A 15,169-nucleotide genomic window follows, 5' to 3' on the forward strand; every position below is an offset into this window, starting at 1 on the left:
GGACGCCCAACCCGCAGGCGGGCGGCTGTCTAGTCATACTGTGTACGCGGCGCGGGTAAAACCGCTGTGCATTTTGCTATTTTTCAAACATGGCCTAGTCCTGATGCCCCTCCGCAATCGCGCCGTTCCGATAGGCGGAGAGAAGGTCCATAAGGTCGTCCACCTGGTCCTGAAGCCGGCGGCCAATGTCCGTCTGGGCGATTTTCATACGGGATTCCAGCCGCTCGAAGACCACGGAGGTGGAGTTGATATCCCGGTTTTTCCGGATGGCGTTGGCCTGGCCTACAAAGGGTTCGTGGGAGACCAGGCGGAAGCAGCTGGAGTTGTAGATGAGGGTATAACCGGCAATGCCGGTGGTCTTCTGATAGGCTTTGCAGAAGCCGCCGTCGATGACCAGCAGCTTGCCGCCAGCCTTCAGAGGGCTTTCCCCCTTTTTGGACTTGACGGGGACGTGGCCGTTGACGATGTGGCAGTGGGGCCCCTCCAGGCCAAATTCCTTAAGCAGGCTTTGACAGATTTCTGGTTCGTTATAGTGCTTGTAGTAGGCGTTTTTGGGCTCCGTCCAGGAGGACTCGTCGGCAATGAGCCGCCGTTCGAAGGTGGTCATCCGGTCCCGGCCGAAGATTGGACTGTTCCGCCCGGCCCACAGGAACCAGAGGAAGTCCATACCGAACTGCCGCTCGGGGGAGCCGGGCTTGTTATAATAGGCCCGGCGGGCCAGCAGCTCCGCGTGATCCAGGAAGGCCCGGCCACCCAGATTATTGCACTGGATGGAGAAGCGCATCAGCTCTCCCTCTTCCGTCATGGGGATACAGCCGTGGAAGAGCAGGTTTCCGTTGAAAATCTTGTACAGTCCCCCCTTGGAGTAGAGGAAACGGATGTGCCGCTGGAGCTTTTCGCTGTGCTGGAAGGAGTTGGTAAGCTGGACGATGAGCGCGTCCTCCTCCTCGGTGAGGGTATAGGGATCCTTGGGGTCCACGGTGGGGAAGTCGGTGTCCTCCAGAGCGTAGGTAACGCCGCCGATTTCAATGGACTTGCGCTCATAGTCGATTTTGTCCAGCAGCAGCCGGTCGTTCATCTGGAAACAGGGATTACGCAGGATCTTCTGTCCCTCCAGCTTGAAGAGGATGATGGTAATGGCCTTGTGCATCCGGGCCGCCAGGAGCTTGTCCTTCTCTGTATACTGAGCGGCGTCCTCGTTGGTGAGCTTGACGGCGAACTGCTTCACATCACAGTCCCTGTAGACCTCGTTGGCGAAGACGGACAGGGGCCGCAGAGAAATGCCGTAGCCGGTCTCGATAACCTCCAGATTGTTGTACCGCAGGGAGTTGGCCAGCACGGTGGCCACCAGCGTGCGGGATCCCGAGGCCGCGCCCATCCACAGAATGTCGTGGTTGCCCCACTGGAAGTCGATGTTCTGGTAGTCCAGCAGAGAGTCCATAATAATATCCGCCCGGGGGCCCCGGTCGAAGATATCACCCACAATGTGCATATGATCCACGGCCATGCGCTTGATGAGCTCGCACAGCTCAATCAGGAAGTTGGAAGCCCGGTCGGTTTTGATGATGGTGGAGATAATGTTCTCATAATAGTCCCGCTTGTCGCTGTCCTCGTAATGGGTGTGGAGCAGCTCGTCGATGATGTAGGCGTAGTCCTTGGGGAGGGCCTTTCGCACCTTGGAGCGGGTGTACTTGGAGGTAACCAGACGGCAGACCTCAATAAGGCGATGGAAGGTGATGCGGTACCACTCGTCCATATCTTCCACTTGGGCGGCAATCTCGTCCAGCTTCTCTTGGGGATAGTAGATCAAGGTGGCAAGCTGGTCCAGCTCAGAGCGGACAAGACTGGCTCCGTACAGAGAGTCCAACTTCTCCCGCACAACGCCGGAGGCCGAGTTCAGGATATGTAAAAACGCCTCATATTCGCCGTGAATGTCGGAGATAAAATGTTCCGTCCCCTTGGGCAGATTCAAGATGGCCTGGAGATTGATAATCTCACTGCTGGCGGCCTGGACGGTGGGATACTGGCGGGCCAGCATTTTTAAATAGTGGAGATTTTCCGGACTGTAGGTCTGTTTACGCTTCATTCAGCGGGCCTCCTTCTGTATTTCTATATTTGGGATTAGGAATATGCACACTTATAGGCCATATTATGCCACACTTTAGTCTGACTTTCAATGATATTTCAATAAGTAATTGTGGGAAGAGGCAATTTTAAAGGGAAAATGCGGCGCTCTTTTCGTCAGTTCTGCCGTGACATGGAAAAAGGGAACCGGTCCGGTTCCCTTTCTCCTTCCCTCACAGGGCAGCGCTGGGCAGGTGGTCCACGAACTGCTCTACCTCCTGGGTAGAGCGGAGCTTCTGGAGCTGGCACAGAATGGCCTGCCGCTGCTGGGAGCTGCACGCGTCATAGAACTGCGCCGCCTCACCGTTGGAGCGCAGGCAGGCGCCAAAGACAATTGCGGGGGAAAAATTCTCTTCCATAAAATTCAGCCTCCATCCACAGATGCTGACATCAGTATGTCCAAAACCGAGAAAATTATCGCCGGCGCCCTGAGAATCAAGAAAAATGCGGCGCAGCCGTAAAACACAAAAACAAAGCCGGCCGGGCGGATGCTCCGCCGGCCGGCATATACGGGTTTACTCGTTGTCCTGGCTGTCCTCATCGGGCGCGCCGCAGTGAAAGGCAGTAACGTTGCCGCAGTCCTCCCCGGCCTGCTGCCGGGCGATCTCCGCGGCCTGGCGCTCCTCTTCGTCCAGGTCATCCAGCTTCTTTCGCAGCGCTTGGCGCTCCTCAGCGGTGAGGGCAGCAATGGCGGCGTTAAACCGCTGCTCCTGCCGCTCCTTGGAGATGGCGCGGCCCTTCTCCTGGAGCTCGTCGTTGAGCTGGCGGCCCTGCTCTACAGCCTCCTCCCCCTTCTCCACCAGGACCTTGCCCACCTCGCCGGCCTTCTCCACCGCGATGGCCGCAGCGCCTACGCCGGCAAAGGCCACGTTCATCAAAGCGTCGCTGAATTTATCCCACATAAGTGTACCTCCTTAAAAAGTCGTGAAAGGTCAATGTCCGCCGCCAAGGGAAGACGTCGGTCTTCAGCCTCCCCAGCGTGAGTCTATTATACCCCGGGCCGGCGGAAATGTCTTTGATTTTCCATAAAGGAAAGATTAAAAATGGATGAAAGAACGGGAAATACCCAGACCATATTCCAGCGGCACGGCGGAAAAATTTTTTGACCGCTTCCCCAAAATTCACACAAAAAGCGCCCGATACGCACGGGCGCCAGTGTGTCAAAAAACGCAAAAGCGGAAGGTTCCGGAGGGACAAATCGTGTGAACAGGAGCTGTCAGGTTTCCCGTTTATGCCCAAGCAAGACTGTGTTCCGAACCCTTTGAAGTTCTGAACACTGCGCCCTGCCTGCCGAACACACTTTTTCCACAGGCTGGAACACCTCCGCGGTGGAGGTCCGGCAGTCCCGGCCTGGCAAGCCCCACGTTCCGCGCGCCAGGCGCGGATGAAGGGAGAGGCACCCGCCGCCCCTGGCCGGCCGGTCCTATTCTCCCCCCCACAGCTGCTCAGGGTAGAGCCCTGCGGCGGTCTTTTCGGCAATGGCGGCCATCACTGCGGGCTTGTCCTCCCGGTAGGTAACGCCGTACCACTTGTCCCCACTTCTGAGCACCTTCACCCGGGCCTTGCCCTCGTCAATGAGCTGACTCACCACGCCGGGCAGGAAATATTCCCCCTTGAGGGGGTTTTCCGCCAGCGTTTTGTCCAAAAAGGCGGGGAACCGGGCCGCCGCCTCGTCCAGAAAGCTGCGGTGGAAGCCCCACATATTCAGCGAGACGACAGTGTTCTCATCCAGATCCGTCCAGGTTGTCCCGTCGTCCTCAGTAAAGCGCGGGGGCGTGCCCCGCTGGATTTTGGTCCGTTCCACAATCTGGGTCAGGTAGTGATCCTCTGTCTCCTCGCACACGCCCCGGGCCACAGTACCGTTTTCGCTGAGGGTATTTTTCAGCAGGTAGCCCACCATGGCATACTCATAGATCGCCCCGTCGGCGTGCCCGCACAGATAGCGGTAGATCTCCGCAAAGGCCTCCGGCCCGTAGTAGTCGTCGGCGTTGATCACCGCGAAGGGGCCGTCCACCACGTGCCGGGCCGCTAACGCGGCGTGGGCGGTGCCCCAAGGCTTTACCCGCTCCGGCGGGAGGGCGTACCCCTCCGGCAGATCCTCCTTCCGCTGGCAGACATATTTTACCTCCATAGACCGGGCCACCCGGCCGCCGATACACGCCTTGAAATCCGCCTCAATCTCCGGCTTGATGACGAAGACCACCGTCTCAAATCCCGCCCGGCGGGCGTCATAGACAGAATAGTCGATGATCAGCTGGCCGTGGCTGCCTATGGGATCCAGCTGCTTCAGGCCGCCGTACCGGCTGCCCATACCGGCGGCCATAATCACCAGAACAGGCTTGCTCACACAGCGCCCTCCCCTCTGTATCCGTCCGGATTCATCGACTGCCACTTCCAGGAGGAGGCGCACATGTCCTCAATCCCGAACTGGGCCTCCCAGCCCAGCTCTTCCCTGGCCTTGGCCGGGTCGGCGTAGCACACGGCGATGTCGCCGGGCCGGCGGGGGGCGATGGTATAGGGCAAGGTCTTGCCGCAGGCCTTCTCGTAGGCGTGGAGCACGTCCAGCACGCTGTACCCCTTGCCGGTGCCCAGATTGCACACAAACAGGCCGCACTTGGTGTCCAGCTTTTTCAGGGCGGCCACATGGCCCCGGGCCAGATCCACCACGTGGATATAGTCCCGCACGCCGGTACCGTCAGGGGTGGGGTAGTCGTTTCCAAAGACATGGAGCTTCTCCAGCTTGCCCACCGCTACCTGGGCGATATAGGGTACCAGGTTGTTGGGGATGTCGTTGGGGTCCTCCCCGATGAGGCCGCTGTCATGGGCGCCGATGGGGTTGAAGTACCGCAGCAGCGCCACATTGAGCCCCGGGTTGGCGGCGCAGCAGTCGGTCAGAATCCGCTCCAGAAAGAGCTTGGTGGTGCCATAGGGGTTGGTGGTGCCGCCGGTGGGGAAATCCTCCCGGATGGGCACGGTGGCCGGGTCGCCGTACACTGTTGCCGAGGAGGAGAAGACAAAATGCTTCACCCCATGCCGCCGCATGGCATTGAGCAGCACCAGGGAGTTTACCAGATTGTTGGTATAGTACTCCAGCGGCTTGGCCACGCTCTCCCCCACCGCCTTCAGGCCGGCAAAGTGGATGACCGCGTCAATGTTCGGATAGCGGGTGAAGAGCGCCTCCACCTCGTCCTCATGGCACAGCTCCGCCTTGACAAAGGGAACCTGTTTGCCGGTGATCCGCTCCACCCGGCGGACGGCCTCCTCGCTGGAGTTGCACAGATTGTCCGCCACAACAATGTCGTACCCTGCCTGGATAAGCTCCACACAGGTGTGGCTGCCGATATATCCGGCGCCGCCGCTGACCAAAATAGACATAGATATTTGCCCCTTTCCAGGATTTTTATTTCAAATTCTTATTTCCTATTGTAGAAGGACTGCGCCGAAATGAAAATAGACGATCCTACCCATTATTTGCACTATCATCCGGCTTTGCTCCGGCAAGCTGAGAGAGCATTTTGACGCTGCGGGCGTACTCGCTGGGGGACATGCCGGTGGACAGGCGGAACCGGCGGGAGAAGTAGTGAACCGACTGGTAGCCCAGGCGGGCGGCAATCTGGGTGAAATTCAGCTGCCCCTCTCGGATCATCCGCTGGGCGGCCCGGATTTTCAGCTGGCCAAAGTACTCCATCACCCCGCCGCCGGTGCGGGCGTGGAAGCGCTTTTGCAGCTGGCTGCGGCCCACCAGATTGTCCCGGCAAATCTGCGCCAGGGTGAGGGGGCGGTCCACCCGCTGCTCCAGATACTCCATAACCTGCTCTACCGTGCCGGGGGCTCCCGTCTGCCGGGCAGTACGCTGATCCGGCTCCTCCTTGCGGCGGAGCAGCCGTATCAGCAGCTCCTCCAGAGCGGCGCACAGCAGCTGCTCCCCTCCGAAGGGGGCTCCGGCCCGCCGCTGAAGGGCCGGCGGGGCGGTGTCGTTCAGGGGGGTAGAAAAGGCGTTGGCGCTCTCCGCCACCATGCGGGCCAGGAGCGCCCGCTCCTCCGCCCCGGCCAGCACCACCTGCCCCCGGAAAAACTCCATCCACCGGCTGTTACAGCCAAAGCCCGCCACCACCAGATCCGGGGCCGCCCCTGTGGCGGAGAGGGCGTGGAACTCCCCGGGGGCGTGGAAGATCAGCTGCCCCTGGTTCAAAAAAAAGATGCGCTCCCCCACGGTCACCTGCAGGGCGCCTTTGTCCACATAGAGCAGCTCCCAAAAATCATGGCGCTCTCCGGTGAAGGTATCGCTGCCCCCATACTCAAAGCGGCGTACCGAATACAGCGCCTGAACCTCCAGGGGGCGGCGGGGCACAAGGGGGCGATCGCCTCCAGTCCCCTCTTTCCCCTGGCCCAAGCCGGTCCGCTGGCTGTCCATAGTCATTCCCCCTTGGGGCTATTGTATCACAGGCGGCGCCCCGGTATGGCTTCATAAGTCAATTTTTTCCGCCGCAGTACACGAAAACGGCCGCCCGCAGATGCAGGCAGCCGTTTTTTACCGCAGATTATTTTTGTTTCATTTACTCCCCTGCCGCAGCAGCTTTTTGGAGGCTCTTACCTGGCGCACAGAGGCGCCGCTTTCGGGCCGGATCTCTCCGGCGGCGGTGAGGGCCCACTTCGTCAGCGTGGGACCTACCAGCTCGTAAATCAGCACGGAGAAGAGCACCACATTGCGCACCATGGTCCCGTCGGACAGGCTTTGAGCGGTCAGCGCCATGCCCAGGGCCACGCCAGCCTGGGGCAGGAGCGTGATGCCTAGGTATTTGGTGGTCTTTTCGCTGCATTTGGTGGCGGCGCAGCTGAAAAATGCCCCCAGGTATTTGCCCAGAGAACGGGAGACAATATACACCACGCCAATGAGCAGAACCAGCGGATCAGAGATCACCTTCAGATCCAATTCCGCGCCGGACAGGACAAAGAACAGAATCATCAGCGGGGCGGTCCAGCCGTCTACCCGGTCCATCAGCTCCTCGGAGAAGTCGCACACATTGCAGAAGATGGTGCCGGTCATCATGCACACCAGCAGCAGGCTGAACCCGCAGTGAACGCTGCCCACCTGAAACTCCGTCATGGACAGGCCCACCGTCAGCAGGACAAAGCCAATGGAGATGGACAGCCGCTTGCTGCGGGAGTGAAAATACTTCTCCACACAGTACAGCACCCAGCCGGCGAAAGCGCCCAGGCCCAGGGAGAGGATAATCTCCACCACTGGCTCTACCAGTACGTTGACAACGCTTACCATGCCGCTCTCCAGGGCGCCGGCCACACCGTAGGACACAGAGAAGAGCACCAGGCCCACCGCGTCGTCAATGGCCACCACCATGAGCAGCAGATGGGTCAGAGGGCCATCCGCTTTGTACTGACGCACCACCATTAAAGTGGCCGCCGGGGCCGTGGCCGCCGCGATAGCGCCCAGAGTAACCGCAGAGGAAATGCTGATGAGGCCGGGGTTCATAAAGTGGAGGCCAATCAGCGCCGCATCCACCAATGCCGTCGTAATAACGGCCTGGAGGATACCCACCACAATGACCCGCTGGCCCATGCTCTTCAGCTGGCCCAGACGGAACTCATTGCCAATGGTAAAGGCGATGAAGCCCAAAGCCGTCTGAGAGAGGATATTCAGGGCGGAGACCGCCTCCTCGCTGTTGAAGCCCAGACCGGCGATGCCCAGACGGCCGATACAGTAGGGGCCCAAGAGAAGTCCGGTAATCAGATAGGCTGTAACGGCAGGCAGGCCCAGCTTCTTCGCCACGCCGGACATCAGAAGTCCGCCCACAAGGGACAGCGCCACACAAACCAAAATTGCTTCCATTCCATTCACACCTCTAATGATTGATGACATTACTAACACCAACTGAGTGTAGAATATCACGTTTTACCCCAAACTGCAAACAGTTTGGGGGGGAAAGTTCAACAAATCAACCCATCCTTTTCCCAAGCTCCCTTGTCGTTTTGCCCGACCACTCGCCCTTTACGACTTAACGCAGCTGTGTGTACACTGGGACAGAGTACGAGGCAGGGCGCAGAGGAAGAGCGCCGTGGACACACAGGCCGCGGTGAGATCCGCGATAGGCTCTGAGAGGAACACCGCCTCCGCCCCGAAGCACCGGGGCAGCAGGAGCAGGCAGGCCAGAAAAACGCTCTTGCGGAACATGGAGCAGAACAGAGCCTGCCCCACCCGGCCTAACGCTGTGGTCTCATCTACCAGGGGATACTGCACCGCCAGGGGGAGGATCATGCAGGTAAACCACTTCATATACCTCACCGAGCGGGCCGCAATCTCCCCGTCAGCGGTAAACAGGCGGACAAAGAGGGGAGACAGGGTGTGGGTGACGACCATCATCCCAGCGCAGAAGAGCAGGCACACAGCCACAATGGTTTTCATGGCCTGTTTGATCCGCTCCGGCCGGCCGGCGCCGTAGTTGAAGCTGATCACCGGCTGGGTTCCCAGCGTGAGGCCCCCCATAGGCATCGTGATAAGCAGCAGATAGCTCTGCACAATGGTGGCGCAGGTGACCAGCGTGTCCCCCAGGCCGGGGCCGCCGTACCGCTGGAGCACCGTATTGAGCACAATGAGCAGGACGCTGTCCGACGCGATGATGAGGAAGGGGGACAGCCCGAAGGTGAGCACCCGCCCCATCATCCGCCGCTGGAACCCACCCCAGCCCAGCCGCACCGGCCTCTTTTTGCTCAGCAGCGCCCCCAGCACAAAGGCGCAGGAGGCCGCCTGGGACAGTACCGTGGCCAGCGCCGCCCCCGCCACTCCCATGTGAAAGCCAAAGATAAACACCGGATCCATAGCGATGTTGAGTACCGCCCCCAGCATCACTGTGACCATGCCCAGGCCGGAAAACCCCTGGCAGATCAGAAACTGGTTCAGCCCAGCGGAGAGCAGGGCGAAAAAGGTGCCTGCTGTGTAGATGGTAAGGTAGGTATCCGCATAGGGAAACGTGGCCTGGCTGGCGCCGAACCACATCAAAAGCCAGTTCTTGGACAGGAGGAACAGGGCGGTGAGTGTTCCCGACAGCACCAGCAGCATCAGAAAACAGTTGTTCAAAATGCGCTGGGCCTCGTCTATCCGCTCCTCACCCATGCGCATGGCCATCAGGGGCGAGCCCCCCAGGCCCACCAGGCTAGCAAAAGATCCCAGCAGGGTCACAATGGGGCCGCACACCCCCAGCCCCGCCAAGGCCAACCCTCCTGCCTCCGGAATATTGCCGATGTACATCCGGTCCACAATGCTGTACAGCACACTCACCAGCTGGGCCAGCATGGTGGGCACGGCCAGCCGCAGCACCAGCGGCGCCACCGGGTCCCGCCCCAGATCGTTTCCCCTTCTCTTCTTCACAGCCTCCGCTCCTCCTCTAGCGCCCAAAACTCCAACGCTGAGGTTGAGTATAGCGCACCGCTCCCCTTCCGTAAAGGAAAACCTTCGCTGTCCGGCAGTTTTAGCACTCTCGTATTAAGAGTGCTAAGTTTACAATTCAGACATATTTAGAGGCATATTTGTTCATAATATTCCCCTATACTTGAAGCAACAAAAAGAGATGAGGCCCTCTGAGCCCCCTGAAGTCTCCGGAAAAACCGGATGAATTTCCAGGCGGTTAGCAAAGGAATGCTCGGATTGCCAAGCCCATCCACCTTTGAATTTATTGTGAAGGAGAGATTATTTATGTTTGGTATGCTCCCTTTTGAACGGGGTAACGACAACTTTTTCGACACGTTTGACAATTTCCAGCGGAAGGTCTTTGGGGACAGCGCAGCCAGCCTGCCTGCCTTCCGCACCGACATTCGGGACGGCGGCACCCAGTTCGTCCTGGAGGCAGAGCTGCCCGGCTTCCGCAAGGAGGACATCAAGCTGGACCTGAAGGACGGCATCCTCACCATCTCCGCTGAGCACACCGAGAAAAAGGAGGAGAAGGACGGCAAGGGCCAGTATATCCGCCGGGAGCGCCGGTACGGCTCCTTCTCCCGCAGCTTTGATGTTACTGGCATTGATGAAAGCGGCATCACCGCCGCCTACCGGGACGGCATTCTGGAACTGTGCCTGCCCAAAGCCAAGCCCGTCCTGCCGGAGGCCCGGCGCATCACCATTGAGTAAACTTCATCTCTTTTTGTTGACAGCACACGGGGGGCCAGCTCACTTTTGCTGGCCCTCTTCCTTTAAGAAGGGACGTGAATCAGGATGAATCCTCAAAAATATACCCAAAAATCCCTGGAGGCCATCCAGGGGGCCCAGTCCATCGCGGTGGAGTACGGCAACCAGCAGATTGAGCAGCCCCATCTGCTCCTCTCCCTCCTGCTGGCGGAGGAGGGGCTGGCGCCCCAGCTGCTGGCCCACATGGGGCTCACCGTGCCCAGCTTTACCGCCGCGGTAAAGGCCCAGGTGGAGAAGCTCCCCCGGGTGTCCGGCTCCGGCCGGGAGGCCAACAAGATCTACGTGGCCCAGGATGTGGAACAGGTCCTCAACGCCGCCGAGTCCACCGCCGCCTCCATGAAGGACGACTATGTATCGGTGGAGCACCTGCTGCTGGCCCTGGCAGACCACCCCAATCAGGCTCTGAAGGAGCTTCTGCGGGTGTACAACGTGACCAGAGAGGGCATTTTGCAGGCTCTGGCCGCAGTGCGGGGCAATCAGCGCGTAACCTCGGACAATCCGGAGGAAACCTATGAGGCGCTGAAAAAATACGGCTCTGACCTGGTAGCGCGGGCCCGGCAGAACAAGCTGGACCCGGTGATCGGCCGGGATGACGAGATCCGCAATGTCATCCGCATTCTCAGCCGCAAGAGCAAGAATAATCCGGTGCTCATCGGTGAGCCCGGCGTGGGCAAGACCGCCATCGCCGAGGGGCTGGCCCAGCGCATTGTGAAGGGAGACGTCCCCGCCAGCCTGCGGGACAAGACCATTTTCGCCCTGGACATGGGCTCCCTCATCGCCGGGGCCAAGTACCGGGGGGAATTTGAGGAGCGGCTCAAGGCCGTCCTCAACGAAGTCAAGAAGTCGGAGGGGAAAATCCTCCTCTTCATTGACGAGCTGCACACCATCGTGGGGGCGGGAAAAACCGAGGGCGCCATGGACGCAGGCAATCTGCTCAAGCCCCTGCTGGCCCGGGGGGAACTCCACTGCATCGGCGCCACTACCCTCAACGAGTACCGGCAGTATATCGAAAAGGACGCCGCGCTGGAGCGCCGCTTCCAGCCTGTACTGGTCAGCGAGCCCACTGTGGAGGACACCGTGGCTATCCTCCGGGGGCTGAAGGAGCGGTATGAGGTTTTTCACGGGGTGAAAATTCAGGACGGCGCCATCCTCGCCGCCGCTTCCCTGTCCAACCGGTACATTACCGACCGCTTCCTCCCCGACAAGGCCATCGACCTGGTGGATGAGGCCTGCGCCATGATCCGTACGGAGATCGACTCCATGCCCACCGAGCTGGATGTCATCCAGCGGAAGATCATCCAGCACGAGATCGAGGAGGCCGCCCTGAAAAAAGAGGACGATCCCCTCTCCAAGGAACATCTGGCGGACATACAGCGGGAGCTGTCCGACATGCGGGACGAGTTCAAAGCCAAAAAGGCCCAGTGGGAGAACGAGAAAAACGCCATCGGCAAGGTCCAGCAGCTCCGGGCCGAGCTGGAGGAGGCCAACGCCCAGCTGGAAAAAGCCCAGCGGGAATATGACCTGAACCGCGCCGCCGAGCTCCAGTACGGCAAAATTCCCGAGCTGCGCCGCGCCCTGGAGGCGGAGGAGGCTCTGGCCCAGCAGAGTAAGGCCCATTCCCTCCTGCGGGACAAGGTGACGGAGGAAGAGATCGCCCGCATTATCGAGCGGTGGACCGGCATTCCCGTGGCCCGGCTGATGGAGGGGGAACGGGAAAAGCTCCTCCACCTGGAGGATATCCTCCACCGGCGGGTAGTGGGCCAGGAGAACGCCGTGCGCCTGGTGGCAGAGTCCATTCTCCGCAGCCGGGCGGGGGTGGCCAGTCCGGACCGGCCCATCGGTTCCTTCCTGTTCCTGGGCCCCACCGGCGTGGGCAAAACCGAGCTGGCCAAGACTTTGGCCGAGGCCCTCTTTGACAGTGAGAAAAATCTGGTGCGCATTGACATGAGCGAGTATATGGAGAAATTCTCCGTCTCCCGGCTCATCGGCGCCCCGCCCGGCTATGTGGGCTACGAGGAGGGCGGCCAGCTCACCGAGGCGGTGCGGCGAAAACCGTACAGCGTCATTCTATTCGACGAGGTGGAAAAAGCCCACCCGGACGTATTCAACATCCTGCTGCAGGTCCTGGACGACGGCCGGATTACGGACAGCCAGGGCAGAACCGTGGACTTCAAGAATACCATCATCATCCTTACCTCCAACCTGGGCAGCCAGATTCTGCTGGAGGGTATTGGCGCGGACGGAGCGATCACCCCCGCCGCCAAGGAACAGGTCAGCGCGCTGCTCAAGCGCTCCTTCCGGCCGGAATTCCTCAACCGGCTGGACGAGACTGTCTTCTATAAACCCCTGTCCAAAGAGAATGTCGCCCACATCATCGATCTGATGGTAGACGAGCTGAACCGGCGGCTCCAGGACAAGAATCTCCGCTGCACCCTCACCGGACCGGCCAAGCAGCTCATCATCGACACGGCCTACGACCCCGTCTACGGCGCCCGGCCTCTGCGCCGCTACCTCCAGCACACAGCGGAAACCCTCATCAGCCGCAAAATCATCGCCGGCCAGGCCGGCGCCGGCGATACCCTGCTGGTGGATGTCCAAAACGGGGCGCTCACTGTGGACGCCATGGCCATCCTTCCCAGGACGGAGGAGGCCTAACCAGAAGAACGCCACCCCGGGCGGCTTTGCCCACCATCCGAAGCGGCGGCAGCCGCAACACATGGAGGAGATTACTTCCAGCCCTTTGGCCTGGAAGTAATCTCTTTCACTTTTTACTGGTTTCCCTTTCTTTTTTCAGTCAAGTGTGGCAAAATAGGGAATAAGGCTTGTCTGAGGTTTCTCTGCAACGCCGGTACAAAAGAACACACAGAACAGGAGGAACAACAGATGGGCAGGAGTCACCGCACTCCCATGTGGATACTGGCCGGACTGCTTTTCGCCGGTCTTGCCGCTCCGGCGGCCGCCGCCGGGCCGGACACGCTGACCATTCTATTTACCCACGACACCCACGACCACTGGCTGCCGGCGGCCAATGAGGACGGGAACGGAACCTATGGAGGCTATACCAGGCTGGCCACCTTGATCAAGCGGGAGCGGGATACCCCCGTCCAGGCCGGGGACGCAACCTCCTACCGCGCCCCCACCGTCACCCTGGACGCAGGCGATTTCTCCATGGGCTCCCTCTTTCAGACCATTTATTCCACCGACGCGCCGGAGCTGCGGGCCCTGGGGGCCATGGGCTACGACGCGGCCACCCTGGGCAACCACGAGTTTGACTACCGCGCCGCCGGACTGGCCCAGATGCTCACCGCCGCGGCGGACAGCGGGGACCCACTCCCCGCCCTTGTGGCTGCCAACTACAAGCCCCCGGAGGAGGACGCCGAGAGCCGGGCTGCCTGGGACCGCTTCGGCGTTGCCGATTATACTATAATCGAGCGCGCCGCCGCCCCGGGAGAGGAGCCGGTGCGGGTGGCGGTATTCGGCCTTATGGGGGAGGAGGCCGACTCCAACGCCCCCATGTCCGGCATGGACTTCTACCCCGCCGTGGACACCGCCAAGGCGGTGGTGGCGGAGATCCAGGCAAAGGAGAACCCGGATTTCATCCTCTGCCTCTCCCACAGCGGTACGGATAACGGCAAGGGGGAGGACTACACGCTGGCCAAAGAGGTGCAGGGCATTGACGTCATCATCTCCGGCCACACCCACACCACTTTGGAGGATCCCATCCGGGTGGGGAACACCCTTATCGTCTCCTGCGGCCCTTATACGGAAAACCTGGGGCGGCTCACCATCTCCAAGCAGGGAGATGCCCTGGAGGTCCAGGAGTACAAACTGATCCCCGTGGACGATTCCGCGGCGGAGGACCCGGAGCTGGTCCGGATGGCGGACCAGTTCCAGGCGGCGGTGGAGGACCGCTATCTCAGCCAGTACGGCCTGGGCTTCCGCCAGGTGCTGGCCCACAATCCCTACTCCTTTACCCCCATCCGCGCCTTCGCAGACCAGCAGCGGGAGGAGCCCTTGGGCAATCTCATCGCTGATTCCTATGTCTACGCTGTCCAGGAGGCGGAGGGCGCGGACTACATACCAGTGGACTTCGCCGTGGTGGCGTCGGGAGTCATCCGTGCCTCCTTTGCCCCAGGGGATATCACCACCAGCGACGCCTTCAACGTCTCTTCTCTGGGGGTAGGGGCGGACGGCACTCCGGGCTATCCCCTCATCTCCGCCTGGATCTACGGCCGGGAGCTGAAGGATGCCTTTGAGGTGGACGCCTCCGTCACCCCCCTGATGCCCGCCGCCCAGCTCTACGGCGCGGGGATGGAGTGGACCTTCAACCCCCACCGGCTGATCTTCAACAAGGTCACCGGCTGCGCCCAGGTGCTGCCGGACGGCGCCCGGGCGCCCATTGAGGACGGAAAGCTCTACCGGGTGGTCACCGGGCTGTACTCCGGCCAGATGCTGGGGACGGTAAACGGGAAGTCCTTCGGCCTGCTGTCCATCACCCCCCGGGACGCCCAGGGAAACCCCATCGACGATCTGGAGGCCCACATCATCCACAATGCCAACGGCGCCGAGGTAAAGGAGTGGTACGCCCTGGCCTCCTATCTCCAGTCCATGGGCACCGTGGACCAGCGCTATCAGGCCCCCGAGGGGCGCAAGACGGTACACCCCTCCTGGAACCCCCTGGAACTGCTCAGAAATCCCAACCGGATTGCCCTCATTCTCTACGCCGCCGTGCTGGCGGCTGTGATCCTCGTGGTCTTTTTGGTCTGGCGGCTGCGCAGCGGCAGGCGGAAGCGCCGGGTCTACGGTTCCCACAGCCGCAGGAGGCCCGCCCGCCGCCGCTACCGGGGCTGA

General features: G+C 60.7%; 11 protein-coding genes. 3 read left to right on the plus strand and 8 right to left on the minus strand.

Annotated features, from left to right (window positions below; translation table 11 throughout):
* Positions 1 to 94: 94 nt before the first annotated feature.
* The 8 genes from D1159_RS07055 to D1159_RS07090 form a co-directional block, all read right to left on the minus strand.
* Positions 95 to 2,086, minus strand: a complete 1,992-nt coding sequence (locus tag D1159_RS07055) for a fructose-1,6-bisphosphatase (RefSeq protein WP_161844976.1) — start codon at positions 2,084 to 2,086, stop codon at positions 95 to 97.
* 211 nt (positions 2,087 to 2,297) lie between these two features.
* The gene (locus tag D1159_RS07060) at positions 2,298 to 2,483 is read right to left on the minus strand and encodes a YdeI/OmpD-associated family protein (protein ID WP_161844977.1); all 186 of its coding nucleotides are present in this window, start codon (positions 2,481 to 2,483) and stop codon (positions 2,298 to 2,300) included.
* A 156-nt stretch (positions 2,484 to 2,639) separates the two neighbouring features.
* On the minus strand, positions 2,640 to 3,026 hold the full coding sequence (locus tag D1159_RS07065; protein ID WP_161844978.1) for a hypothetical protein: 387 nt from the start codon (positions 3,024 to 3,026) through the stop codon (positions 2,640 to 2,642).
* A 521-nt stretch (positions 3,027 to 3,547) separates the two neighbouring features.
* Entirely contained in the window at positions 3,548 to 4,471 is a 924-nt protein-coding gene (locus D1159_RS07070) for an NTP transferase domain-containing protein (RefSeq protein ID WP_161844979.1), read from the minus strand.
* Positions 4,468 to 5,499 carry a UDP-glucose 4-epimerase GalE gene (gene galE / locus D1159_RS07075; protein ID WP_161844980.1) on the minus strand — a complete coding sequence of 344 codons (1,032 nt, stop codon included), beginning with the start codon at positions 5,497 to 5,499 and terminating at the stop codon, positions 4,468 to 4,470. The genes D1159_RS07070 and galE overlap by 4 nt, the downstream gene beginning before the upstream one ends.
* A gap of 85 nt (positions 5,500 to 5,584) precedes the next feature.
* The gene (locus D1159_RS07080; protein ID WP_161844981.1) at positions 5,585 to 6,538 is read right to left on the minus strand and encodes a helix-turn-helix domain-containing protein; all 954 of its coding nucleotides are present in this window, start codon (positions 6,536 to 6,538) and stop codon (positions 5,585 to 5,587) included.
* A 138-nt stretch (positions 6,539 to 6,676) separates the two neighbouring features.
* Positions 6,677 to 7,972: a cation:proton antiporter gene (locus D1159_RS07085; RefSeq protein ID WP_161844982.1), complete on the minus strand. Its 1,296-nt coding sequence runs from the start codon at positions 7,970 to 7,972 to the stop codon at positions 6,677 to 6,679.
* A gap of 159 nt (positions 7,973 to 8,131) precedes the next feature.
* Positions 8,132 to 9,508, minus strand: coding sequence for an MATE family efflux transporter (locus D1159_RS07090; protein WP_347563647.1), 1,377 nt, complete (start codon positions 9,506 to 9,508; stop codon positions 8,132 to 8,134).
* Between the two features lie 324 nt (positions 9,509 to 9,832).
* Between D1159_RS07090 and D1159_RS07095 the strand changes: the two genes are divergently transcribed.
* The 3 genes from D1159_RS07095 to D1159_RS07105 all read left to right on the plus strand — a co-directional run bounded on the left by D1159_RS07095 (position 9,833) and on the right by D1159_RS07105 (position 15,169).
* Entirely contained in the window at positions 9,833 to 10,261 is a 429-nt protein-coding gene (locus D1159_RS07095) for an Hsp20/alpha crystallin family protein (RefSeq protein WP_161844983.1), read from the plus strand.
* A gap of 84 nt (positions 10,262 to 10,345) precedes the next feature.
* Positions 10,346 to 12,973 (plus strand): ATP-dependent chaperone ClpB, encoded by a 2,628-nt coding sequence (clpB, locus tag D1159_RS07100; RefSeq protein ID WP_161844984.1) that lies wholly within the window; start codon positions 10,346 to 10,348, stop codon positions 12,971 to 12,973.
* A gap of 228 nt (positions 12,974 to 13,201) precedes the next feature.
* Entirely contained in the window at positions 13,202 to 15,169 is a 1,968-nt protein-coding gene (locus D1159_RS07105) for a bifunctional UDP-sugar hydrolase/5'-nucleotidase (protein WP_161844985.1), read from the plus strand.

Source organism: Pseudoflavonifractor sp. 524-17 (assembly GCF_009935845.1).
Taxonomy (GTDB): Bacteria; Bacillota; Clostridia; order Oscillospirales; family Oscillospiraceae; genus Pseudoflavonifractor_A.

Bases quoted from the DNA above. Each gene is read 5' to 3' on its own strand.
- D1159_RS07055 (WP_161844976.1), bottom strand. From the start codon at position 2,086: ATGAAGCGTAAACAGACCTACAGTCCGGAAAATCTCCACTATTTAAAA.
- D1159_RS07060 (WP_161844977.1), bottom strand. From the start codon at position 2,483: ATGGAAGAGAATTTTTCCCCCGCAATTGTCTTTGGCGCCTGCCTGCGC.
- D1159_RS07065 (WP_161844978.1), bottom strand. From the start codon at position 3,026: ATGTGGGATAAATTCAGCGACGCTTTGATGAACGTGGCCTTTGCCGGC.
- galE (WP_161844980.1), bottom strand. From the start codon at position 5,499: ATGTCTATTTTGGTCAGCGGCGGCGCCGGATATATCGGCAGCCACACC.
- D1159_RS07080 (WP_161844981.1), bottom strand. From the start codon at position 6,538: ATGGACAGCCAGCGGACCGGCTTGGGCCAGGGGAAAGAGGGGACTGGA.
- D1159_RS07085 (WP_161844982.1), bottom strand. From the start codon at position 7,972: ATGGAAGCAATTTTGGTTTGTGTGGCGCTGTCCCTTGTGGGCGGACTT.
- D1159_RS07095 (WP_161844983.1), top strand. From the start codon at position 9,833: ATGTTTGGTATGCTCCCTTTTGAACGGGGTAACGACAACTTTTTCGAC.
- clpB (WP_161844984.1), top strand. From the start codon at position 10,346: ATGAATCCTCAAAAATATACCCAAAAATCCCTGGAGGCCATCCAGGGG.
- D1159_RS07105 (WP_161844985.1), top strand. From the start codon at position 13,202: ATGGGCAGGAGTCACCGCACTCCCATGTGGATACTGGCCGGACTGCTT.